Source organism: Sporosarcina sp. ZBG7A, assembly GCF_000813425.1.
Classification (GTDB): domain Bacteria; phylum Bacillota; class Bacilli; order Bacillales_A; family Planococcaceae; genus Sporosarcina.
Map to the genome: position 1 here is coordinate 1 of NZ_JWIB01000027.1, position 22,827 is coordinate 22,827.

17 protein-coding genes are annotated in these 22,827 nt (G+C 42.5%); 6 read left to right on the forward strand and 11 right to left on the reverse strand.

Translation table 11 applies throughout. The annotated features are described in order from the left end of the window. Positions 1-414: 414 nt before the first annotated feature. Together RL70_RS17335 and RL70_RS09975 are read right to left on the reverse strand one after the other, a co-directional pair. The gene (locus RL70_RS17335) at positions 415-2,652 is read right to left on the reverse strand and encodes a PAS domain-containing sensor histidine kinase (RefSeq protein WP_052245899.1); all 2,238 of its coding nucleotides are present in this window, start codon (positions 2,650-2,652) and stop codon (positions 415-417) included. Positions 2,653-2,988: 336 nt separating this feature from the next. After that, the gene (locus RL70_RS09975; RefSeq protein WP_039043271.1) at positions 2,989-4,560 is read right to left on the reverse strand and encodes an amidohydrolase; all 1,572 of its coding nucleotides are present in this window, start codon (positions 4,558-4,560) and stop codon (positions 2,989-2,991) included. A 98-nt stretch (positions 4,561-4,658) separates the two neighbouring features. Between RL70_RS09975 and RL70_RS09980 the strand changes: the two genes are divergently transcribed. From RL70_RS09980 to pstA, 6 genes are all read left to right on the forward strand, one after another. Continuing rightward, the gene (locus RL70_RS09980; RefSeq protein ID WP_039043272.1) at positions 4,659-5,099 is read left to right on the forward strand and encodes a YtoQ family protein; all 441 of its coding nucleotides are present in this window, start codon (positions 4,659-4,661) and stop codon (positions 5,097-5,099) included. A 92-nt stretch (positions 5,100-5,191) separates the two neighbouring features. Further along, complete coding sequence (gene pstB, locus RL70_RS09985; RefSeq protein WP_039043273.1) at positions 5,192-6,004, forward strand: phosphate ABC transporter ATP-binding protein PstB; 813 nt, start codon at positions 5,192-5,194, stop codon at positions 6,002-6,004. Between the two features lie 141 nt (positions 6,005-6,145). Next, positions 6,146-8,956, forward strand: coding sequence for an ATP-binding protein (locus RL70_RS09990; protein ID WP_052245900.1), 2,811 nt, complete (start codon positions 6,146-6,148; stop codon positions 8,954-8,956). 499 nt (positions 8,957-9,455) lie between these two features. Then, entirely contained in the window at positions 9,456-10,421 is a 966-nt protein-coding gene (locus RL70_RS10000) for a PstS family phosphate ABC transporter substrate-binding protein (RefSeq protein ID WP_039043354.1), read from the forward strand. Positions 10,422-10,460: 39 nt separating this feature from the next. After that, positions 10,461-11,417 carry a phosphate ABC transporter permease subunit PstC gene (gene pstC, locus RL70_RS10005; RefSeq protein ID WP_039043275.1) on the forward strand — a complete coding sequence of 319 codons (957 nt, stop codon included), beginning with the start codon at positions 10,461-10,463 and terminating at the stop codon, positions 11,415-11,417. Between the two features lies 1 nt (position 11,418). Continuing rightward, a complete protein-coding gene (gene pstA / locus RL70_RS10010; protein WP_039043276.1) occupies positions 11,419-12,303 on the forward strand; it encodes a phosphate ABC transporter permease PstA in 885 nt (294 codons plus the stop codon). Positions 12,304-12,353: 50 nt separating this feature from the next. Here pstA and RL70_RS10015 read toward each other — a convergent pair whose 3' ends face one another. The 9 genes from RL70_RS10015 to RL70_RS10055 form a co-directional block, all read right to left on the reverse strand. Then, positions 12,354-12,728 carry a response regulator transcription factor gene (locus tag RL70_RS10015; RefSeq protein ID WP_039043277.1) on the reverse strand — a complete coding sequence of 125 codons (375 nt, stop codon included), beginning with the start codon at positions 12,726-12,728 and terminating at the stop codon, positions 12,354-12,356. Positions 12,729-12,759: 31 nt separating this feature from the next. Next, positions 12,760-14,361: a diguanylate cyclase gene (locus RL70_RS10020; RefSeq protein WP_039043278.1), complete on the reverse strand. Its 1,602-nt coding sequence runs from the start codon at positions 14,359-14,361 to the stop codon at positions 12,760-12,762. A 119-nt stretch (positions 14,362-14,480) separates the two neighbouring features. Next, on the reverse strand, positions 14,481-15,830 hold the full coding sequence (gene glmM, locus RL70_RS10025; RefSeq protein WP_039043279.1) for a phosphoglucosamine mutase: 1,350 nt from the start codon (positions 15,828-15,830) through the stop codon (positions 14,481-14,483). A gap of 38 nt (positions 15,831-15,868) precedes the next feature. Further along, the gene (locus tag RL70_RS10030; protein ID WP_039043280.1) at positions 15,869-17,230 is read right to left on the reverse strand and encodes a YbbR-like domain-containing protein; all 1,362 of its coding nucleotides are present in this window, start codon (positions 17,228-17,230) and stop codon (positions 15,869-15,871) included. Continuing rightward, the gene (gene cdaA / locus RL70_RS10035; RefSeq protein ID WP_039043281.1) at positions 17,223-18,062 is read right to left on the reverse strand and encodes a diadenylate cyclase CdaA; all 840 of its coding nucleotides are present in this window, start codon (positions 18,060-18,062) and stop codon (positions 17,223-17,225) included. Before cdaA ends, RL70_RS10030 begins: the two co-directional genes overlap by 8 nt. Positions 18,063-18,204: 142 nt before the next feature. Next, positions 18,205-18,846 carry an anti-sigma factor gene (locus tag RL70_RS10040; protein ID WP_039043282.1) on the reverse strand — a complete coding sequence of 214 codons (642 nt, stop codon included), beginning with the start codon at positions 18,844-18,846 and terminating at the stop codon, positions 18,205-18,207. 11 nt (positions 18,847-18,857) lie between these two features. Continuing rightward, a complete protein-coding gene (gene sigW / locus RL70_RS10045) occupies positions 18,858-19,421 on the reverse strand; it encodes an RNA polymerase sigma factor SigW (protein ID WP_039043283.1) in 564 nt (187 codons plus the stop codon). A 208-nt stretch (positions 19,422-19,629) separates the two neighbouring features. Then, positions 19,630-20,538: an arginase gene (gene rocF / locus RL70_RS10050; protein WP_039043284.1), complete on the reverse strand. Its 909-nt coding sequence runs from the start codon at positions 20,536-20,538 to the stop codon at positions 19,630-19,632. A gap of 88 nt (positions 20,539-20,626) precedes the next feature. Further along, positions 20,627-22,735, reverse strand: coding sequence for an EAL domain-containing protein (locus RL70_RS10055; protein WP_039043285.1), 2,109 nt, complete (start codon positions 22,733-22,735; stop codon positions 20,627-20,629). Between the last annotated feature and the right edge of the window lie 92 nt (positions 22,736-22,827).

Consider the following 22,827-nt stretch of genomic DNA (forward strand, 5'->3'; position numbering starts at 1 on the left):
AGAACTTGTCGCGCTGGCCCGTTTGCGGCATAGTGACTAATTAAAGTTTTACACCGCAACAACCATTTTCACTATTTATTCAATTTCATTAAACTCACCAATAATCGAAGAACTTTTCATGTAAAAAATACCTTTTAAAAGTATTTGGTGTAGAGATCGTATCTCATTTTCCAACTAGATTGAGCCTAAATTCTCGTTTTTTCACTTTTCCATGGACAATGACTGAGTTCCCTCTGAAGTCAATATCTTCCCGGTTCGATTTTGCCATTTCACCGATTCGGCAGCCCGCCAAATAGAAAAACTCAAACCGCGCACTCTCTTTGGATGTTTAGGCATTCATGATTGTTTCTCACACAGATACGCTATTATTTACTTCATTACAATCAGGTCTCTTATCACAAAACACTTTTACTTTTATAAATAGATATCCGAAAACTCATATTTTATTAACTCATCTCTATCCATGCTACTTTTATGGGCCTGATTACTATTTGTAGTATCTATTCTTTTAATAGGAAGTTCTATAGTAAATGTACTCCCTTCATCTACAATGCTCTCTACACGAATACTACCTCCATGTAGCTCAGTCAAAGATTTGGCTATGGGTAAACCTAGTCCAGTACCTTCAGCTATGCGATTTAAATTCCTGTTCAACTGTGTGAATTTCTCAAAAATCGCATCTATATTCTGTTGGTCTATTCCTATGCCTTCATCTGTTACAGAGATGCTCACAGTATGCTTGTCTTTTTTCACTAGCCTTATTAATATGACTTCACCTGGAATAGAGAATTTAATAGCATTCGAAATTAGGTTAAGTAATATCCTATCAAATTTATAGACATCCACCGCCATATTCAGTTCTTCAAGTTCCGGATCAAATATTATCTTGATGCCTTGGGACTTTGTATAGTCTGATACCGAATCTACAATATCATCTATTATCGCTACAATATTGTAAGTAGATAAGTTCAGTTCATGTAGTCCGGATTCTATTTTGGAAATATCCAATATATTATTTACGAGTCTGGTCAGCCTATAACAATTCCCTATTGTCATTTTACTTACACTTTTTATATCTTCTCTATGGTCTTCTAAAGAATCATGTTCCAAATATAAATTCAATAATTGAGCGCCACTGAATATTACCGTTAATGGAGTCTTAAGTTCATGAGAGGTGTTGATGAATAGTTCTTCTTGAGCTTTAAGAAGCTTAGCCATGGTTTTGTTAGCTAGTTCTTCATCCGATATATCTATTCCTAAAGCAATTATCTTTTCTACCTCATTATTTTGGTTGATAATAGGCTGAAAAATTGTTTTCGTATGATATGTTTTTCCATCTTTAGTAAACTCGAGTTTATGCAAATATGAGGATTGAGTTTCAATCGATTTATTAATATCTTGAGTCAATTCTTCTAAATCTTCGGTTCTATAGTAATTAAAAAAGTTTTTCCCAATTATATCCGACTCCGTTTTTATCTCTGGCCATTCTTCTTTAAAGGCTTTCAATGAAAACTGATTGAGATAATTAATTTTATAGTCTTTGTGAGAAAATGATGCATAGTACATAGAAATCTCTTCTACACTTTCTTGCAACGCTCTATATTCTTCGATTTTATAACCTGGTTCTATATTTTTATAGATCAGAATCCCACCATCTATATTCCCTTGCTCATCATAGATAGGTGTACCGTCACATTCATAGTAAGTAGTCGGCAGTTCACTTGTTCCAATAACTATATGTTTAGTAAGTTTTTCTCCTCTTAACACCCTTTGTTCAGGAGTATCTTCAAATGATGATTTCTCTTTACTTGTATCATTCATTTCAAAAGCATGATCTGATTCTATATCTGGGTTACCTGGAGCTAGAACTTGCTTGCCCACTTTATTTACATACGTATACTTTCCGTCCTTATCTAGAATCATTATGGCATCTGACATATTGTCTACAATGAATTCCATTTCGCTTCTTTGCTTTCTGAGAAGTTTTCTTTCTCGAGTTTTCTCCGTAACGTCATAAAAAGAAGTTACAGCATACTGCTTTGTACCATCTCCTGCTATCATTTTCACATCAATGTCCCAATAAGTGGCTGATCCGTTAGAGCCGCGTGATTCCACTTCAAATTCATGAAAAGAAGTCCCTCGTTTAAGTAAATCTAAAATACTAGTCGAGAATGATGGACATTTGCCTATCGGATTGTCAGAAGCAATACCCATCAAGTGCAATGTTGGGATGTAGTTTTCATCATGGCTAAGCAGAATACAATCCGGATAGCTAAATATTGCTGTAGATCCATTTTTATTCGTTTCGCTACCGCCAAAATTAGTTAACAAGAATTCTAGCGCTAGATTGTTCTGTTCTTCAAAGTGATAAACTTTATGGTCTTCATTATCTAAGATATCAGAGCTAACTTTAACTTCTAATGGAACGTTATTGCTATTAAAAATATGGAGATAATAGCTATCTTTAATATCCTGGAACGCTATTTGATGTTCAGATTTTAATAATTTGTCTACTTCTATAAGAGATTTCCCCATCAACTCACACTCTTCATAGCCAGTTAAGTGTAAGAATCTTTCGCTAACCCTATAAATCATATTATCTCTAGTATAAAGAAGTGGAGTTTTCGTTAAACTCTCTAAGTCGTTTGCCATAATGGATCACCTGCATGTTTTATTTTTATTTTCGGGGACACGTATTAGTAGAACCTATTTATATTCATCTATCAGATAGAAGGCGAATCAAAACCAAGGTGGAGTTAGGTCAAAATGATGGTGCAACTGGTTTTCCTACATTATCAATAGCTATATTTTCGTTAAATATCAATTGCGTTCGTTTGCTGAATAAAATAATCTATCCTCACAATCATAACATTTATATGAGAATTATCGAACTACTTCCCAAAAACTTAATAGTAAAGGAAAACTTCTAATCCCATTTTTTAAATGTAGGATTAGAAGTTCAGGTTCAACTATAAAGTATACGTTTTACTAACCTTTATACATAATCTCTCCTGCCACAACGGTCATGACGGTTTTCGCTTTCAGCATGTTCTCACTTTCTACTGTCATCAAGTCCCGATCCAGAATGGTGAAGTCGGCGTCATAACCTTTTGCGATTTTACCGCGACTGTCCGCTTTGTCCATGGTTGCCGCACTACCTGAAGTAAATAGAGCAACAGATTCGTAGCGACTCAGCCTCTCATCAGGAAGATAGCCTTCGTGCGTTTCTCCTGGCTTCCGACGGGTTGCAGCTGCATAGATTCCGAGCAATGGATCCACTTCTTCGACAGGGGCATCCGAACCCCCACCGCATATGAAGCCACGGTCAATCAGTTTTTTCCATGCGTACGCCCAATCCATCCGATCCTCACCGAGGCGGTCTTTGGCCCAAGGGAAGTCAGATGGTACAAACACTGGCTGAATGTCTAGAATGACCGGAAGTTTCTCAAGACGATCTACCAGTTCATCACTCAAAACATTGACGTGGATGATGCGATCACTTTTTCCTGCTGCAGGTGGGTTTACTTCTATCACATCAAGCAATTTTTCCAACGCTTTGTCACCAATTGTATGAACTGCGACCGCTTCACAATACTTCCTTGCAACCGCGACGTTTTCTCGGATTTCTTCATCTGTCAGCACTGCCATCCCTGAATTTCCTGGATCATCGGAATAGGGTTTGCTAAGAAGCGCGGTTCTACCGCCAAGCGCCCCATCGATGAAGAATTTCATCTCTCCGCCGTGGATCCAAGGTTCATCATAAGTCGCCTCATCTTCCATCAGTAATTGAAAGACCGTCGAACGGCGCAGCAAATGCGCACGGAATTTCAACTTGTCCTCACCAATCACATTCCGAAACGCCTGAAGCGGGTTGCGGTAGTCTTCATAATAACCAAGGTCATCCGTCACAGCACCTGTAATCCCACGAGCCAACAAGTCTTCAACGGATGCTTGTAACGCCCGCGTGAGTGCCGCTTCGTCTGGCACCGGTATGACTGCTTCTATCAGATCAGCGGCACCTTCAAGTAGTAGTCCCGTCGCTTCTCCTGAGTCATCCCTCACAATCGTACCGTTGCCCGGATCAGGCGTATCTTTCGTGATACCCGCCAGTTCCAAAGCTTTCGAATTGGCAAGCGCAGCATGACGACATGTGCGTTTCAAAAACATAGGCGACGTGCTAATTGCGTCCAGCTCAGAACGAGTTACAATTCGACGGTCTAAGAAGTTATTTTCGTTCCATCCGTCCGCTGTAAACCACTCACCTGCCGGATGATTCTCATTGGCTTCTTTCAGTCTCTTAAGCATATCTTCTGCAGAATTGACGTATGACAGATCCAATTGTAACAATCGGCTACCGTGCCCAATCATATGCATATGACTATCGATGAACCCTGGATACATGACAGCACCTTGCAAATCCACTTCATTATCTGCTTGCGCGCGTAAAGTATCGAAGGTCCCTACTTCAAGAACCGTCCCATTTTCCGTCAATACAGCTTCTACTGTCTCGCCTTCTTTTTGCATCGTGTAAATCTTGCCATTATGCCAGATCGTCTTCATATCCCCATCGCACTCCTTTTTCCTTAGTGTACTCGCCCCGACAATTTGAGGCAATATTCTGCTACAATGAAATCACTAGAATCGAGGAGGAGATCCAAATGGAATTATCGGTATATTTAGCAGGTGAAATCCACAGTTCATGGCGTGAGGAAATTAAAGAAAAAGCAGCGGCCCTTCGTTTACCCGTCACGTTTTATGGCCCAATGGAAGACCACGACCGTTCGGACAATATCGGAGAGGAAATTCTCGGGAAGCAACACGATGCCGTGGCAAAAGATGCTGCTGCGTCGAGCTTTAATAACTTGCGTACGGAATTGCTCCTTAAGAAATGCGACCTTGTCATCGCGTTATTCGGAGAAAAGTATAAGCAATGGAATACGGCAATGGATGCAAGCACTGCGGTTGCACTCAACAAGCCGTTGATTTTAATCCGTCCTTATGAGCATCACCACGCGCTCAAAGAACTATCTAGAAAAGCCCATGCGACGGTAGAAACACCTGATCAGGCACTGAAAGCACTTAAATACATTTTCGAGTGAACAATATTTACACAATCTTTACACTGCCTTCATACCAACTCAACACTTCTTCTCTATACTGATGAAGAAGTTACGAGAAAGGGGCAGCGAACATGACTACATTGACAAATTACCGACCTGCCACACGGTTACGGGTCGTTGCACGAACTGAAGCGCCCGCTCCGATTTTTACAACGGAAGGTTTGAACGTTTGGTATGGAACCACTCATGCACTAAAAAATATCGATCTAACGATTTATGAAAACGAAGTGACTGCAATCATCGGCCCCTCTGGATGTGGCAAGTCCACCTATTTAAAAACGTTGAACAGAATGGTCGAGACCGATCCTGCCGTAAGGATTGCTGGTACCGCCAAATTTAAAGAAACAGATCTTTTACATGCAACCGTGGAACGTCTTCGATCCGAAGTGGGTATGGTGTTCCAAAAGCCAAATCCATTTCCGAAATCGATTTATGACAATGTCGCCTATGGACCAAAGCTTCATGGCATCCGTAAAAAGGCCATGTTGGACGAAATCGTAGAGAACAGTCTGAAGAAAGCCGCTCTATGGGATGAAGTGAAAGACCGCCTGTCCTCCAGTGCATTCGGACTCTCTGGTGGACAACAGCAACGACTCTGTATCGCACGTTCACTCGCAATCGAACCTTCTGTCTTACTCATGGACGAACCCACATCCGCTCTAGATCCTGTGTCCACAAACAAAGTGGAAGAATTGATCGGCGAGTTGAAGAAAGACGTCTCTATTGTCATTGTGACGCACAATATGCAGCAAGCTGCACGAATTTCCGATCGTACTGCCTTCTTCTTGCATGGGGAAGTAGTTGAATTCGATCGAACTGAAGCGATTTTCGAGCGACCATCCAGTCATTTGACCGATGATTATGTAAACGGACGTTTTGGATGAACTATAAACGGGCTATTCCCTTCTTAATGTAGGGGAATAGCCCGTTTTTTTATTTTTCTATTACAATAGAAAAAACTACTACGCACATTTTACTAGCGTGATAGAATAGGAGTATCAAATTAAAAGATAATGAGGTGTACCGTGCCTAGAAAGAGCATTCGTACCTATTATATGAGAATTATTGCAGCGCTCTCGATCGGATTACTTCTATTACTTGGAGCCGCTTATTTCTATAGCACCTCCACGTTTGAACAACGGAGTGAAAAGCTAGTTGCACAAACTGAGAAAGCAAAAGTAATTAGTGAACTCTCCGACAGCATCACTAATCTCTTCTTTCGAACCCGTGGATTCTACGCGTTCAAACTCGAACACGAACTGAAATCAGCTCATAAAGAACTTCGTAAAATTGATGAGTTAAACAACAGATTGAACGCGATTGAGTTAACAGAGAAAGAACAACAATTCACCAATGAAATCAAAGGATTCGTTTCTAATTTCGAAAAGGTTATTCTTCCTAAAGCCGTACAATTAGTAGACAACGATGACTACGAAGGCTTGCGTGAATTGTCTGGTGCCGGGACAAATCTTTCAGTCAATCAGTTCATCAAGTATGCAGACCAATACGAACAGCAGGCAAAAGATGATCGAGATGAATTTTATCAAAAATCCGAACAGCAGTTGAATCAGCTCTATCTAGCTATTCTGCTTGTAGGAATTGTTGTGCTCCTATTCCTCGTTTTCTTCAGTTGGCGAGTCGTCAGTAAACTCATATCACCGATTGAATCCATGACATCCGCGACTGAACGCTATATGTCCGATCAGGACGTGAATTATGAACCCGAAATCCGGGAAGATGAGCTGGGATCACTTTCCCGTTCATTTGCAGGAATGATGGAAACGATACAAGTGAAAGAACAAGAATTACTGGCTCAAAACGAAGAACTTTTGTCCCAACAAGAAGAGTTACTCTCTCAGCAGGATGAATTATTCAACCAGAAGAAACAACTCGAAAGTGCTCTCACAGAAGCGCACAATTCAAAAACACGTTTAGAACGCTATAACGGACTGAGTCATCAGCTCTCTTTTTCAGATGATGCAAAAGGGATTGCAACCTCAACCCTTAACTACTTGGATACACTGTTTTTCATTGACCAAGGAATGATCTATCTGCCTTCGACTAATCAGCATGTGTTACAAGGATTTTCAGAAGAGGCATTTGCAAACTATCCTGATGAGCTCGCGCAAGCTGCTCTTGAACGTTTAAAGAAAGAGCCCTACTTCCAAGTTGAGCGTGTATTGAAAGACAGCTCAATCTCTTATGATTTTTACGCTGCACCACACGTTACCGGTCAAACTTTTAAAGCACTGTTCGTACTTAGTAGTTCATCACGGGAATTTTCAGCAGAGGATCAGGCAGACTTATTCGCGCTTGCGAGCCGTGTTTCGTTTGCAATTGACCGAATCGATCAACATGAACTCATTAGTAAGGAGCGTCAATTGAACCGGACGATACTCGATAATCTAGAAGAAGGGATTCAGTTCATCTCTATGGAAGGCTCCCCTGTTCAAGTGAACCAAGCGTTATCGATTTTAATTGATCAGCCTTCTGAAACGCTTTCTCAGCAGGACTGGAAAGAACGAATGGCTGAACTATCCACTAACCCGGAGGCGCTCACAAACTTTATAAATGCTTCTCTAGAAGACGAAACTTCTGGACTTGCAGAGACGGTCTATACAGTCAAAGGCTCAGAAGCGAAAGTGATTTCGCTATATGGATCTCCTGTACACTATGAAGGACAGCGGATTGGCACGCTGTTTGTCCACAGGGATATTACACAAGCATTCGAAGTAGATAAAATGAAGACAGAGCTCGTCTCAACGGTTAGTCATGAACTACGTACCCCTCTATCAAGTATTCTTGGATTTACCGAATTACTCATTGGTAAAGAGATGGATAGTACAAGGCGCTCCCGTTATCTTGATGCAATTTATAAAGAAGCAAAGCGTCTGACCTCTCTTATCAACGACTTTTTGGACGTGCAGCGCATGGAATCAGGGAACCAGGAATACACGATGCAAGAAGTGGACATTGTGGACATCGCACAGCAGACCATTCAGAACTTCCCAGCACAGGATCATCATTCGATTGCATTACAGGTGAATGATGAACAAACTATATGCATGGGTGATTCGGATCGTCTTGTTCAGGTTTTCACGAATTTGCTCAGCAATGCCATTAAGTTCTCTCCAGATGGTGGAGATGTACGTGTGACACTTGCTCAACAAGGTAATCATTTAAAAGTCACCGTCCAGGACCAAGGACTTGGCATTCCGGCGGATGAATTGAAGCATATGTTTGAAAAATTCTATCGATTTGATAATACGTATAGAAGAAAAATCGGTGGCACCGGACTGGGTCTTGCGATATGCCGAAAGATCATCGAAAAACATGGTGGTGAAATAACAGTGGAGTCTGAGGAAAACGTGGGCACTGCAGTCAGCTTTACACTTCCATTAAAACCATCCCCGGCGCGCTTGCCCGAACGCTCTGACTTGCCCGCCATCGTAGTAGTCGAAGATGATCCAAGCATCGCTCTTTTGCTAGAAGAAGAATTGAAAGCGCATGAATATGAGGTATTCCATTTTCACGACGTCGTGAGTTCGTTCGCTTATGCGAAGAAACATCAGCCAGACTGCATGGTCATCGACTTAATGCTTCAAGAGGAGCTAACCGGTTGGGATTTAATCGGCATGTTGAAGGGTGACGTCGAGACACGTCAAATCCCAATCATTATTTCTTCAGCGCTGGAACGTGAAGAAGAGTTGACCCGCAAGTTTGGAATCAGTCATTATATGACGAAGCCTTATCCGCTTCGTACACTTTCTGAAACCGTTGCGGAAACGCTGAAAGTGGATGACGGGCGAATTTTATATCCTACGAATGATGAGTAACACGAGCCACTGGGTGAGCAGGAAGTTTCCTGCATCGCCCGGTGGCTTTTTTGATTGGGGTTGGTTGTGGGAACGGGCGGGTTGATGGCCGATACGGGCGGGTTCTCCTCCGGAACGAGCGGGCTGGCCGCCGGAACGGGCGGGTTCTCCGCGAATACGGGCGGGTTGACCGTCGAAACGAGCGGGTTGACCAACGGAACGGGCGGGTTCTCCACGGAAACGGGCGGGTTGACCGCCGGAACGAGCGGGTTCTCCTCCGGAACGGGCAGGTTGACCGCTGAAACGAGCGCGTTGACCGCCGATACGAACGGGTTCTCCGCCAGAACGAGCGCGTTGACCGCCAATACGAGCGGGTTTCACCATGGCAACAGGCGGGTTCTCCCCCCTCCCCCCATCTTTACACAGTCTTTACACTTCTCCCATACTGCCTTTACACTCCATCCCTATACTAAAAGTTGAAAGGCACACAAAACATAAACAAAGGGGAGAACATTCATTGATCAAATCCATTAAAAAAACCATTCTAATCGGAGTGGCGGCTCTCGCACTTACTGCTTGTAGCGCAAAGGACGAAGAAAGTGGCACTGCTTCCGCAACTGCATCTTCGGAACTTGAAGGAAGTGTTCTCATCGATGGATCTGGAACGGTTTACCCGCTCATGGCAAAACTCGCTGAAAACTACATGCTCGATGAGCAAGAAGGCGTCTCTGTAGAAGTAAGTCGCGCCGGCACGAGTGCTGGTTTCAAGAAATTCCTTGTAAAAGATGGAACAGATTTCAACGATGCTTCTCGTACTATAAAAGATGAAGAAACTCAAGCTGCAGAGGATGCGGGGATTGACGTGAAAGAACTCAAGCTCGCACTCGACGGTCTTACGTTCGTCGTCAACAAAGAGAACGATTGGGTCGATCAACTGACACCTGAACAACTTATAAGTATTTTTACAGCAGACGGTGAGGTAACAAAATGGTCGGATCTGGATCCTTCTTGGCCTGACGAAGAAATCAAGGCAATGGGACCGAACGAAAACCATGGAACTTACGAATTCTTCTATGAAAAAGTGTTGGAAGAACAAGATTTAAAGTCCTCTGTTAACTTGCAACAAGATTACTCAACACTCGTTTCACTCGTATCAGACGATAAGAACGGTATTGCATTTTTCGGATTTGGCTATTACGCAGGTAACCAAGAGAAACTAAAAGCAGTCCCTGTAGACTTCGGGAACGGACCGGTTGAACCTTCACTTGAAACAATCGCAGAAGATGGAGACTATGCAGCATTCACACGTCCTGTGTTTACGTATTTGAATGTCGGACACGCAAAAGAGAAACCACAAGTGCTCGACTACGCAAAATACGTCCTGGAAAATGCAAATAAGATGGCAGGCGAAACTGGATTTGCACCGATTCCGGAAGCTGAGAGTAAAGAGAACTTGGACTTCCTGAATTCACTAGGTGATAAGTAAAACATCGCCACTCATCGTAGAAAAGGAGGATGAGAGGTTATGACATCTCCATTCCAAGCAAGCTCAAGTAGCAGTAGCGGCATTCGTGACCTTATCCGTCACAATCAGGATAAGAAGTCGTTCAGAAAAACAATTGAAGTCTGGATTCCAAGATTTCTGTTCCTGCTCGCTTCCTTATCCGTACTAACGACGGTAGGCATTCTCATTATTTTATTGACAGAGGCTATTGAGTTTTTTAAAACAGTGCCAATACTCGACTTCTTCACTGGAACTGTGCTGAAACCACTTAGTCAAACACCCGCCTTTGGTATACTTCCCCTTGTCATGGGGACACTTGTGTCCTCTGGGATTGCGATCTTGGTGGCGGGTCCAATCGGTCTCATGGCAGCAATCTATTTGAGTGAATATGCTTCACGTCGGGTACGGAGCGTCCTGAAGCCTGCACTGGAATTGCTTGCAGGTGTGCCGACCATCGTCTATGGGTTCTTTGCATTCACATTTGTTACTCCATTGCTTCGACAATGGATACCTAGCTTAGAAGCTACGAATATTTTGAGTCCTGGTTTGGTAATGGGTGTCATGATCATTCCGATGATTGCTTCACTTTCAGAGGACGCGATGCGCTCAGTCCCTCAAGCAATGCGTGAAGGCTCGGCAGCACTCGGTTCCACCAAACTGGAAACAGCCCTGAAAGTGGTTGTACCGGCTGCATTATCCGGCATCATCGCTTCCTTTGTACTGGGGATTTCACGTGCACTCGGAGAGACGATGATCGTCGCAATTGCAAGTGGCAGTTCTAAAAACTTCACGTTCGACATCACAGAGTCTATGCAAACAATGACAGCTTATATCGTAGAAGTTACAAGTGGTGATGCGGCAGCAGGATCTACAGTTTACTATAGCTTGTACGCTGTCGCGATGACGTTATTTGCAACGACGTTACTGATGAACTTACTGGCAGGGAAAATCGCGCGTAAGTTCAGGGAGGTGTACTAATATGCTTCATACACGACAATCGCCAAATTCATCTAGAATTCGTTTCCGTCTTCTCGCAGACCGCTCAGCTAAAATAGTGTTTGGAGCTGCTGCTCTGTTTGGAATTGTCATCATGGGCATCTTGTTAGTTCGAATTACTTCCGAAGGCTTGAGTTGGCTTTCACTCGATTTCCTAACAGGACGTTTTTCCACTACACCTGAACGAGCTGGGATTATGGGAGCCGTACTCGGTACTTTCTGGTTGCTAGCTGTTGTTGTTCCTGTAACAATGCTGATTGGAATTGGTTCAGCCGTATACTTAGAACTCTATTCAAAGAATGGTAAAATCCGAACGTTCATACAAACCAATATTGGGAATCTTGCAGGTGTCCCATCGATTGTCTTCGGAATTCTTGGATTGACGGTATTTGTGAGAGCACTCGGATTTGGAAGTGTCGTACTCGCTGGGGGCCTGACCTTATCGTTGCTCATTCTCCCTATCGTCATTGTTTCAGCTCAAGAAGCACTTCGATCTGTTCCGCATCAGCTCGGAGATGCTTCCTACGCACTAGGCGCTTCCAAGTGGCAAACCATTCAATCTGTTATTTTGCCAGTCGCTTTACCAACAATTTTGACAGGTGCAATCTTAGCTCTTTCAAGAGCAATTGGAGAGACAGCACCGCTTGTTGTCCTAGGAATACCCGCGTTACTTATCCCGTTCCCAGGTGGAATCTTAGATCGTTTCACGGTCTTACCGATGCAAATCTACTACTGGACATTGGACGCAGCACTGGTTGCAGACTATGCTCACTTAGCTGCAGCCGCTAGCATTGTGTTGCTCATCAGTCTATTTCTTTTGAATGGCTCTGCTATCTACTTACGGAACAAATACACGATTAAAGCGTGAAGACGCAAAAACGCTAGCTCCCAATTAAGGAGCTAGCGTTTTTGTTTGTCTTACATAGCCTCTTCCAAGACTTGTGTTACCAGTGCAACAAGTTCAGAAGGGCTGAATGGTTTAGGCATGAAATAATCTGCTCCAAAATGAGCAGCTAAGTCACGATCTGATTGCTGAGCTTTTGCAGTCAGCATAATTATCGGGATTCCAAGTTGGAGCGGTTGTAAGCGTTCTAAGACCTCTGGCCCTGTTAATTTTGGCATCATGTAATCAAGGAGGATGACATCGTATTGACCAGTTGCCGCTTTGTCGAATCCTTCTTGTCCATCCTGCGCTTCTTCCACCGCATACCCTTCAAAAGAAAGCGTATCAGCGATCAGCATTCGTAAAATCTCTTCATCGTCGACCACCAATATCTTCTTGCCTTCTTCCATGAGCGATCCTCCTGGTCTAGTCAAATTTGTATTAAAACATTCTAGATGATAAATTCTGGATTCGAGATAGAATTTCATTCTTTTGGAAAGGTTTCATCAGATAATCGTCGGCGCCTAGCCAAAGTGCAGACTTAATATCCTCTTCACTCGTGCGGGCCGTCATCATTGAAACTAAGACATTGTTTGTATCGGGTCTTCTCTTTAGTCGTTCCAATACTTCAAGTCCATCCATTCCAGGCATGATGCCGTCCAGAAGGATAATGAAGTTGGTATCCGGTTCATACCAATCTGCTGCTAGAAATGATACTCCATCTTCAAACAACTTCACAGACAACTCAATATCAGGTAAACTCCATCCACTCAGTTCTTCCTCCAGCATCGTCCGGATCAGAAGGTCATCATCGACAATAATGACTTGAAGTTTACGCTTTACTTGGACTATACTCTTATCAAAAATCACACTTCGATTCCGCCCAGTGCGTTTTGCTTGATAGAGCGCTTGGTCTGCTTCAATAAGAAGCATTTCCAATCTACCTTCATATTCCGCGATTCCTGCTGAAAACTTGACAGAAAATGAGCGATCGCCATCTTCGAACACAAGCTTGTTGAAGGACTCACGCAAACGTTCTACGAATGTATTTGCTTCCTCTTTGTCACCTGTAATGAGCATGACAAATTCTTCTCCTCCATAACGGAAGATATAGTCGGTTTCCCGTTTTTCGTCGAGGGCGATCCTGCTAAAAGCCCTGAGAACTTCATCTCCTGTGTGATGTCCATATGTATCATTTACACTTTTAAAATGATCTAAGTCCATCATTACAACAGAGAATGGCACGCCAGAGCGTTGCGAGAGTCTTTCACAGTATTTTAGCATCTCATCTAACCGTTTTCGATTACCTACACCAGTCAATCCGTCTGTCGTAATGGATTGACTAATTGCTTTCCGTAATTTATCTCGATTAAATACAAAAGGTACAAATACATCCAGTTCAAATGGCTTTCTTATAAAATCCATCACCCCTGCATCATACGCTTGGCTAATCACTTCATTGGAATGGTTACTGCTCATTAAGATGGAGATTACATGCCGATCACTTGCAGTATCACAAATCCTCTTATAGACTTCCAGCCCCGTCATATCCGGTAGTTGTAAGTCAATCATCACCATATTCGGTTGCATATCGTAAAATTGCTGTATACCGCGCTTGCCATTCATGGCGACAAGAACTTGCGCGCCTAGCTGTTCCAACAATTCCTTTACGAATGACACGAACTCCAAATCGTCATCTATGAGTAAAATGAAGGTCTCTTGGTCAAAATGATTCACATATAAGTCCGGCAATACGATATCCCGTCTTTTCTTCTTGTCACCATTAACCAGTAGACGAATGTTCTTTTTAAAGTTCTTTAAAGAAGAGACTGGAATACCTGTTTCATCATCTGGAGACAAGATTTCTAAATGTGCACTGCAAAATTCTGCTAGATCATGAAGTCCGATTGTTCCAGCAGTTCCTTTCAATGTATGAAGAAACGCATAGAGCTCGGACTCATTCACCATCTTTTGAGTGTCCCACTTTGTGAAAGATTCCTCTGTCTTTCCAGCTAACAGTTTACGATACTTTTCGTAGTCCACACCTACACCCCCGTTCCCTACTACAATCGTCCTTATCCCCTGGACACATTTCATGTGATAATTTTGAAAAGAACTGAAGCCCTTTTAATCCAGGAACTTCAGTTCTTCATCCATTTACGTTAGTCTAATCCCATCTCTTGAGTGACCACATTTACTATTCGGGTGCTATAACTTTCACACGCTTCTGTTGTCGGTGCTTCCACCATCACACGAACTAATGGTTCTGTTCCAGAAGGTCGTACGAGAACCCGTCCTTCTCCAGCCATTTCAACTTCCACTTCGTTGATAATCGCAGCGACTTTTGCATTATCCGTTACTGCATGCTTATCCGTCACTCGGATATTCACAAGCTTTTGAGGATAAATTGTCATACCACTCGTCAATTCAGACAACTTCTTACCTGTTCGCTTCATAATATTCACAAGTTGCAGTCCAGTGATAAGACCGTCTCCCGTTGTATTATAGTCCAGCAAAACAATATGCCCTGACTGTTCGCCGCCAAGATTATAATTGCCTTTACGCATTTCTTCTACAACATAGCGGTCACCTACCGCTGTTTGGGCACTTTGGATTCCTTGGTCTTCTAACGCTTTGTAGAATCCAAGATTACTCATCACCGTTGAAACAATCGTATCTGAATTCAATGCGCCTTTTGAGTGAAGATAACTACCGATGACATACATGATCTGGTCTCCATCTACTATCGTTCCCGTTTCATCGACTGCAATTAAACGGTCTCCGTCACCATCAAACGCAAGTCCAATTTGTGCATTCTTCTCAAGTACAAGCTTCGCGAGTTCTTCAGGATGAGTCGAACCCACACCATCATTAATGTTTAAACCATTTGGGGATGCCCCCATAGTAGTTAGGTCTGCTTCTAAATCTGCAAACACGTGTGTCGCAATCGTAGAAGTTGCACCGTGTGCGCAATCGAGGACAACGTGCATGCCTTCAAAATCACCGTCTATTGTTTGTTTCAAATACTGATTGTATTTTTGACAGCCTTCGAAGTATTCTGTAATGGTTCCTACATCGCCACCTGTTGGGCGTGGTAACGTATCTGTCTCCGCATTTAACAGCTGCTCAATTTCAGATTCAAGATCGTCCGACAGTTTAAAGCCATCTGCTCCAAAGAATTTAATGCCATTATCTTCGACTGGATTATGTGAAGCTGAAATCATAACACCCGCTTGAGCATTCATGGCTCTCGTTAAATAAGCGACTCCTGGTGTACTAATTACGCCTAGTGTCATGACTTCGACTCCTGTTGACAGAAGCCCAGCGATTAACGCACTCTCTAACATTTGACCAGAAATACGAGTATCTTTTCCAACAAGAACACGTGCTACCTCTGTTGAATGTTGCGTGAGGACGTGACCACCGAAACGACCTAACTTAAATGCCAATTCCGGAGTCAATTCTGCATTTGCAACGCCTCTTACACCATCCGTACCGAAATACTTAGTCATTTTCATTCTCCCTTTCGATCCTATCCATTCTGCGTATTTTACGCTTGTTCAACCATTACTGTAATATCTTTAAAACTAACTTCATATTGAACATCCGATGGTACCTGCACAAAAATCGGCAGAACGTGGTCACCTACATGGTTCACACTTTTAGCTTCTGCAAACACCATAACATCCGATTCAGTTAGCGCATCGATCACTTTTTCTTCGCCCGTTAACGTAACTGCTGCTACCCCATCCGAAGGCTTTACAATTCTTCCTTTAAAACTCTTGTCTAAACCATTTATTCCAATTTGTATCCCAGTGAATTTACGAGTCTTCTTAGTGACGGTGGTAGGTTCCTGTCCATCTGTAGAAGGTTCTTCTGTTGCAACATCTGAGTTGGTAGAGTCTCCAGAAGACGGTACTTTTGCTTCGTCATCGGACTTGTCTCCATCAGCATTTTCCTTTTCTGCCTCTGGAGATACTTTGACGTCAATATTGACGTTTACTTTGTCAACAGACATTTTGAGGACACCCTTTGGTTTTGGCAATTCAATCGATTGCTTCCCGCTTCCGGTAAGCTCACTCACATCTACATCCACGTTCAGCTGATCGATAGCATCTAACGTTTTACGAGGGCCATATAAGGTAACCATTTTTTCATCAGAAGTTAAGGAGTTAACTGTAACTCCATCTTTCGTTTTTCCTTTTTGCTTAACGGAAATCGGCACCTCTTTATGATACGCTTCTACATCCACTTTTACAGTGACTTCTTCAGGTTCAATAGTAACATTCAATTTATTCAAATCCCGATCGAGTACTCGAACTCTTCCTTTTTGCTCAAACGATTCATTGATTTCATTGTCACCAGTTACAGAAACCTTTACAAAGCTGATGGAATCCACAACACTTTTAGCACCTGTTACTTCAATCGTCGATGGGTCCACTTCCATTTTCACCAGTTCGAAATCATCTGCCAGTAACTTATCGTTCATTTCTGGATCCACTCTAAACGATTGTGTGATTTTCTCTTCAATGTCCACTTCAATCGTTGCTGGATCCAATTCGACTTTGATTTTATCTGAAATATTTTCTGTTTGAATTTGAACCGTATGGCTTCCCATCGGCATACTTCGCAAGTCGACTTTTAAAGTAAAGTCTTTAAGCAACTTTGTAGTCTGCACTAAATTTGTAGGTCCTGAAATTGTCATATTGACTGTTTCAGGAACTCCCGTAACTACGAGGTTCTCGTTGTCGTAATATACTTCAACAGGAACATCACGAATGATCCCCATTGAGTCTCCTACATTTGCAAGAGATTTTTTTTCCTCGTCTGCACGTACGGAAAAGAAGAGAGATAGCGCAAGTGCGAGTGCCGTTAATCGCAAAAACCAAGGACTATCCATAAATTTATCCATTTTTTCTCTTCCCCCATTTCCAAATGGAGTTTACAGCACTAACAGCTGTAGAGTCTCCGAACCAAGCGAGACGTACAATCCGTTCAAATTCTTCCATCGAGACATTACGATTAATATCGCCGTCACTTGTCACACTAACTGCACCGGTTTCTTCGGAAACAATAATGGTGAACGCATCGGTCACTTCACTAATCCCTAGAGCTGCTCGGTGGCGTGTTCCCAACTCTTTTGAGATGAACGGGCTTTCCGAAAGTGGTAAATAACAAGCTGCTGCTGCAATTTTGTTTTTTTGAACAATAACTGCACCATCATGCAGTGGTGTATTCGGAATGAAGATATTAATGAGCAATTCTGATGAAATATCAGAATTCATGGTGATACCGGTCTCAATGTATTCACTTAAGCCCGTTTCTTTTTCCACTGTAATGAGCGCTCCGATTCGTCGTTTCGCCATATAGCTCACCGATTTAGTAAATGCACTAATCAAACGGTCTCTCTCTTCTTCCTCCTGCATTTGTGTCCGAGCGAACAGTCTACCTCGGCCAAGCTGTTCCAGCGCTCGACGCAACTCAGGTTGGAAAATGATAATCACAGCTAAGAAACCAAATGTCAGGACTTGCTCTACCATCCATTTCAAGGTATCTAGACCGAGCAATTCAGTCAAAATACGGACGATTAAAATAACAAAAATCCCTTTTAATAGCTGTACAGCTTTTGTTCCTTTGATAATTGTGATGAGTTTATACACAACAAACCAAACGAGAAGCACATCCAAAATGGCTTTCAAGACTTCAACAGCATTCATATTTGTAATTATTCCCCAATCAGGCATGCGCTTCCCCTACCTTTGCATACAATTTTTCACTTACTTAAGTATACCATAGAGCATTCTTTACATGCTGTACTTAGACGGGAAAACCGTTCTCCAAGTTCCCGCCCCTACTGAAAAAGCGACCGGCATAATTGCTCGTCGCTTACTCAGTATCTTGATTTTCAGTTTTGTCCGGGGTTAGACCTTTAAATGCAGTTTTCATCTTATACCATAGCCAGTCGAATAGTTCATCGATTTCTTCAATATTACCCGTCACTACGGCGGTGGAAGCCATATACTTCTCTCCCCTGATGACAGTTACATTTCCATCAACCTGTCCCTCAATACGTAAGTCCCCGTTCTTTACTACGAGATCTCCCTTGATCACTTCGCCTGCAGGGACGACAACTGTATCTCCTTCAATTACGAGGTTCGGTTGCATCGTAACTGAAAATTGTTCGTTAGTATTGTAACTTGAAAAGAGTGCCGCACTCATTAGAATGAGAAATAATGCTGCCGCAGACAACATCGGATGTTTGCGTAACCAGCGATTTACTCCTGTCTTCTTTTTTTGTTGTGTACTTTGCGGTAATCGCGTCATGACTCCCTCAGCAAATCCAACAGGTGCTTGCATCGGATCTGCGAGTTCAAGGAGCGCAACCGCTTCACTTAATTCATCGAATAGCATTTGGCACTCTTCGCACGTAGCGAGATGTTCGTTTAATACCTGTTCTTGTTCAGGAGCAATTTCTCCATCCAGGTATTCGTGCATATATTGGACAACCTCATTTGGACAGTTAGTCATCCTTACCCCTCCTACATTGTACCTATCTGTTTTCGTAATGCTTCCCGCCCTCGATGCACACGTGTTTTTACGGTGCCCAGCGGAAGATCTAATATGTCGGCGATCTCTTGGAGTGGCAGTTCTTCCATATACCTAAGCGTTATAACAGAACGATACTTTTCTGGCAAACGTCCAATTTCGTATTGAACACGTTCTTGTGTCTCCATACGTTCGACTTCCTCTTCAGGCAGATCCTCAGCGGCTGCAATTTGTGAGTACATATCGAGCCCTTCCGTACCAGGAACTTGCGCATCCAGAGAATAATCTGGCTTCTTTTTCCGGATTCTATCAATGCAAAGGTTCGTCGCAATTCGAAAAATCCACGTTGAAAATTTACGCTTTTGGTCAAACGTATGCAAATTTGAATACGCCCTAACGAAAGCCTCCTGCGCAATATCCTGTGCCTCCTCCCGACTTCCGAGCATCCGATAACAGACATGATATAAGCGGTTCTGGAAAAGCAGTACAATCTCTTCAAAAGAATCTTGATTCCCTTTCAGCACTTCATTTATTCGTTTATTGATCAACTCATCCAAAGACTCTCATCCTCCGCTTCTGCTGCGGCTGTCCCTTCTATACGGACGAAGGGGTCTACAGGTTTCATTTAAATATAAATTCATTTTACCAAATTGCAGAAAATATTTCCTTACTTTCTACAATACTCCCAAAAAATAAGAGACACACATGTATTGTATGCCTCTCTTACACTTAACTATTAGTTTCACAACGTGCAATTATTTCATCTTAAAGAAGTTTTTCACCGAATAGTGAACCGATTAATCCAACTGCTACGTCGGCAGTTGCATTTTTATCATCCAATATCGGATTGACTTCTACGAACTCCGCAGAAGTGACTAATCCTGAATCTTGAAGCATCTCCATTGCTAAATGACTCTCACGATAGCTGATGCCACCTGGAACAGGCGTGCCAACACCTGGCGTATATAGTGGATCCAATCCATCCAAATCCAGTGACAAATGGAGTCCATCAATATTTTTAGATTTTAAGTAGTCGATTGCTTGATTCATGACAGACGTCATGCCATCACGATCGATTTCGTGCATTGTGAACACTTTAATCCCCAATTCCTTAATCACTTCGCGTTCACCAGGATCGACAGAACGTGCTCCTATGATAACGACGTTTTCAGGTTTAATTTTCCGACCCTCTTTATAGATGTTTACAAGTCGATCATGCCCCATTCCAAGGCTAACCGCAAGAGGCATCCCATGGATATTACCTGAAGGCGATGTTTTTTCTGTATTGATATCAGCGTGCGCATCATACCAGATGACACCCAAATTATTGTATTTCTCCGATAGTCCTGCAAGTGTACCAATCGCCATGCTATGATCGCCGCCGAAAACAAGCGGGAATTGTCCATTCTTCGTCAACTCAGCCACACGTCCAGCAAGCTCCGTGCATGCATTTGTAACTTCATCAAGGTTTTTCAACCCATCTATATCCTGTCCAACTCGCTCGCCCGTTGGAACAGCAATATCTCCCGTATCTGTCACGAGATGGCCTATTGCTTCAAGACGAGACACTGCACCTGCGTAACGAATTGCACTTGGCCCCATATCTACGCCTCTTCGGCTCTGTCCATAGTCAAGCGGAACGCCTACCATTGAAATGTTCAAGTTCTTCTCCATGTCTATTTCCCCCTGAAGTTTTCTTTATCTGACATTTCTATTGTATCCGCTTCTTTCTAATGGCTCAACCAAGCAATATACTGAATATTTATTCAGTGTCATTACCGTTTTTCGAAAATTTTTCAAGTAATTCACGGATTTCTGTAGATGGAATTGGACGGCTATAAAAATAACCTTGTCCCTCTCTGCAACCGAGCTGTCTGACAATACTCGCTTGCTCAGCAGTCTCAATTCCTTCTGCTATGACATTCATGCCGGCAATGTCCGCCATTGTAACGATTGCTTTTATGATCGCACGACTATTTTCACTCGTTTCAACATCCCGAACAAAAGACATGTCAATCTTCAATGTTTCCGCAGGGAATTCCTTTATATAACTGAACGAGCTAAACCCTGTACCAAAATCATCTATGGATACAACAAATCCAAGGTCCCGCAATCGTCTAAGAGACGAACTCATTTCCAAACGGTCTGCAAAAGCACTCTCTGTCACTTCCATTTCTATGTATGCAGGATCAAGATCAGTCTTCTCCAGTAATGAGCGAACATAGGGAATGAGATCTGGACTCTCTAATTGGACCGCCGAGAGATTGACCGCTACTGTTATAGGCAATGAACAGACAGTCTGAAGTTCCTTTGCTTTTTTAAACGCTTCTTCTAAAATCCATTCTCCAAGAGGAATGATAATTTTCGTTTCTTCTGCTATCCCAATAAATTTGTCGGGAGGAATTCGTCCAAGATCAGGGTGTTGCCATCTAACTAGCGCTTCAAATCCAACGATCACTTCTTTATCCAGATCAACTTTCGGCTGATATTCTAATAGAAAGTGTCCCTCTTTGACACTTTTCCTAAGCTCGTTTTCTAAGATAATCCGGTCTAACGATTTTGAATACATATCAGGAACAAAAATTGCGCTTCCCGAGCCTCCTTGTTCTTTTACATACTGCATCGCTTGCTGTGTCGTTGTAATCCAACCAGGTACTTCAGTCGCATGGTTAGGATACACAGACAGACCACAGCTTACGGAAGGATTATATAATTGCCCCGCCACTTCAACAGGTGCTTCTATTATTTTCTGCAAAGCACAAGTCCAGTCAAAAAGTTCTTCCAAGGACTTATCACTTTTCATTACAAAAGCAAACTCATCTCCAGCCGTTCTCCCACACAATGCCCCATCCAGATGCAAAGCAAGGCGCTCTGCAATTTTTCTAAGGATTTCATCACCCCGGTCATGACCAAACGTTTCATTGGCATAACGCAATTTGTCAATGTTCAGGTGGACTAATCCAAGCAATTCGTCCGTATTTTTCGCTCGATCGATTTCAACAAACAACCCTTTCAAAAAGGATCTTCGATTTAATAGGCCTGTTAGCTGATCGATAGATGTTAAGTCTAAAATGAGTTTTTCTTGTTGTTTTACGGCCGTATTATCATGTATGACCAATACGCTGAATCCAACATATTCCCCTTCAGTTGTAATACGTGACAAACTACCACTCATTTGCATAACGCAGTTTTGATTTACTTTCAAACGGAACTCCACTGACACCTCATGCACCTGTGAATGATTTATCCGATGAAGAGCGTCCTTCAGGTTGTCGAGATCCTCACTTACCATTGCCTTCAATACATCAGGATTTGAGCCGCCGATTAGTTTCTCAATCGAAGGAGATTGGTAGTGAATTCTTCCATTTGCATCTACCACAGCAATATAGTCACCTGAGTTTTCAGTAATCAGCCGATACAACTCTGCTTGTTTTCGTAATGTTACTTCTATGCTTTTCTTTTCAGTTATGTCATGTCTAATCGAAATATATTGTTTCGGAATTCCTTTTTCATTTAAGAAAGGAACAATTGTGGTATCGACCCAATAGTGAGAACCATCTTTAGCTCGATTGTAGATTTCTCCTCGCCAAATCCTCCCTTGACCAATTGTCTTCCACATTTCTTTGAAAAATGATTTTGGATGAAATCCTGAATTGACGATGCGCTGATTTGCCCCTATGAGCTCATCTTGAGAGTACTGTGAGAGGTTGGAGAAAAACTCATTTGCATAAATAATTTCACCAGTTCTATCCGTAATCGCTACAATCGCAGAATTATCTATAGCGTATACGATGTCGTTCAATAACTGCGAGACCTCTAATTGTGGTTGACGTTTAACTAAGTTATGAATCATATCCTGATGGTTCTTCATGTGACACCTCTTTCATCCAGGAACTGTCTGGAACCTGTGAGTATTCATGTTGATAAGTATAAGACAAAAAAGCCCTTTCCGTTGAACTAGGA

Excerpts from the sequence above, each read along its gene's own strand:
- RL70_RS17335 (WP_052245899.1), bottom strand. The coding sequence starts at position 2,652 with ATGGCAAACGACTTAGAGAGTTTAACGAAAACTCCACTTCTTTATACT.
- RL70_RS09975 (WP_039043271.1), bottom strand. The coding sequence starts at position 4,560 with ATGAAGACGATCTGGCATAATGGCAAGATTTACACGATGCAAAAAGAA.
- RL70_RS09980 (WP_039043272.1), top strand. The coding sequence starts at position 4,659 with ATGGAATTATCGGTATATTTAGCAGGTGAAATCCACAGTTCATGGCGT.
- pstB (WP_039043273.1), top strand. The coding sequence starts at position 5,192 with ATGACTACATTGACAAATTACCGACCTGCCACACGGTTACGGGTCGTT.
- pstC (WP_039043275.1), top strand. The coding sequence starts at position 10,461 with ATGACATCTCCATTCCAAGCAAGCTCAAGTAGCAGTAGCGGCATTCGT.
- pstA (WP_039043276.1), top strand. The coding sequence starts at position 11,419 with ATGCTTCATACACGACAATCGCCAAATTCATCTAGAATTCGTTTCCGT.
- RL70_RS10015 (WP_039043277.1), bottom strand. The coding sequence starts at position 12,728 with ATGGAAGAAGGCAAGAAGATATTGGTGGTCGACGATGAAGAGATTTTA.
- glmM (WP_039043279.1), bottom strand. The coding sequence starts at position 15,830 with ATGACTAAGTATTTCGGTACGGATGGTGTAAGAGGCGTTGCAAATGCA.
- RL70_RS10030 (WP_039043280.1), bottom strand. The coding sequence starts at position 17,230 with ATGGATAAATTTATGGATAGTCCTTGGTTTTTGCGATTAACGGCACTC.
- cdaA (WP_039043281.1), bottom strand. The coding sequence starts at position 18,062 with ATGCCTGATTGGGGAATAATTACAAATATGAATGCTGTTGAAGTCTTG.
- RL70_RS10040 (WP_039043282.1), bottom strand. The coding sequence starts at position 18,846 with ATGACTAACTGTCCAAATGAGGTTGTCCAATATATGCACGAATACCTG.
- rocF (WP_039043284.1), bottom strand. The coding sequence starts at position 20,538 with ATGGAGAAGAACTTGAACATTTCAATGGTAGGCGTTCCGCTTGACTAT.
- RL70_RS10055 (WP_039043285.1), bottom strand. The coding sequence starts at position 22,735 with ATGAAGAACCATCAGGATATGATTCATAACTTAGTTAAACGTCAACCA.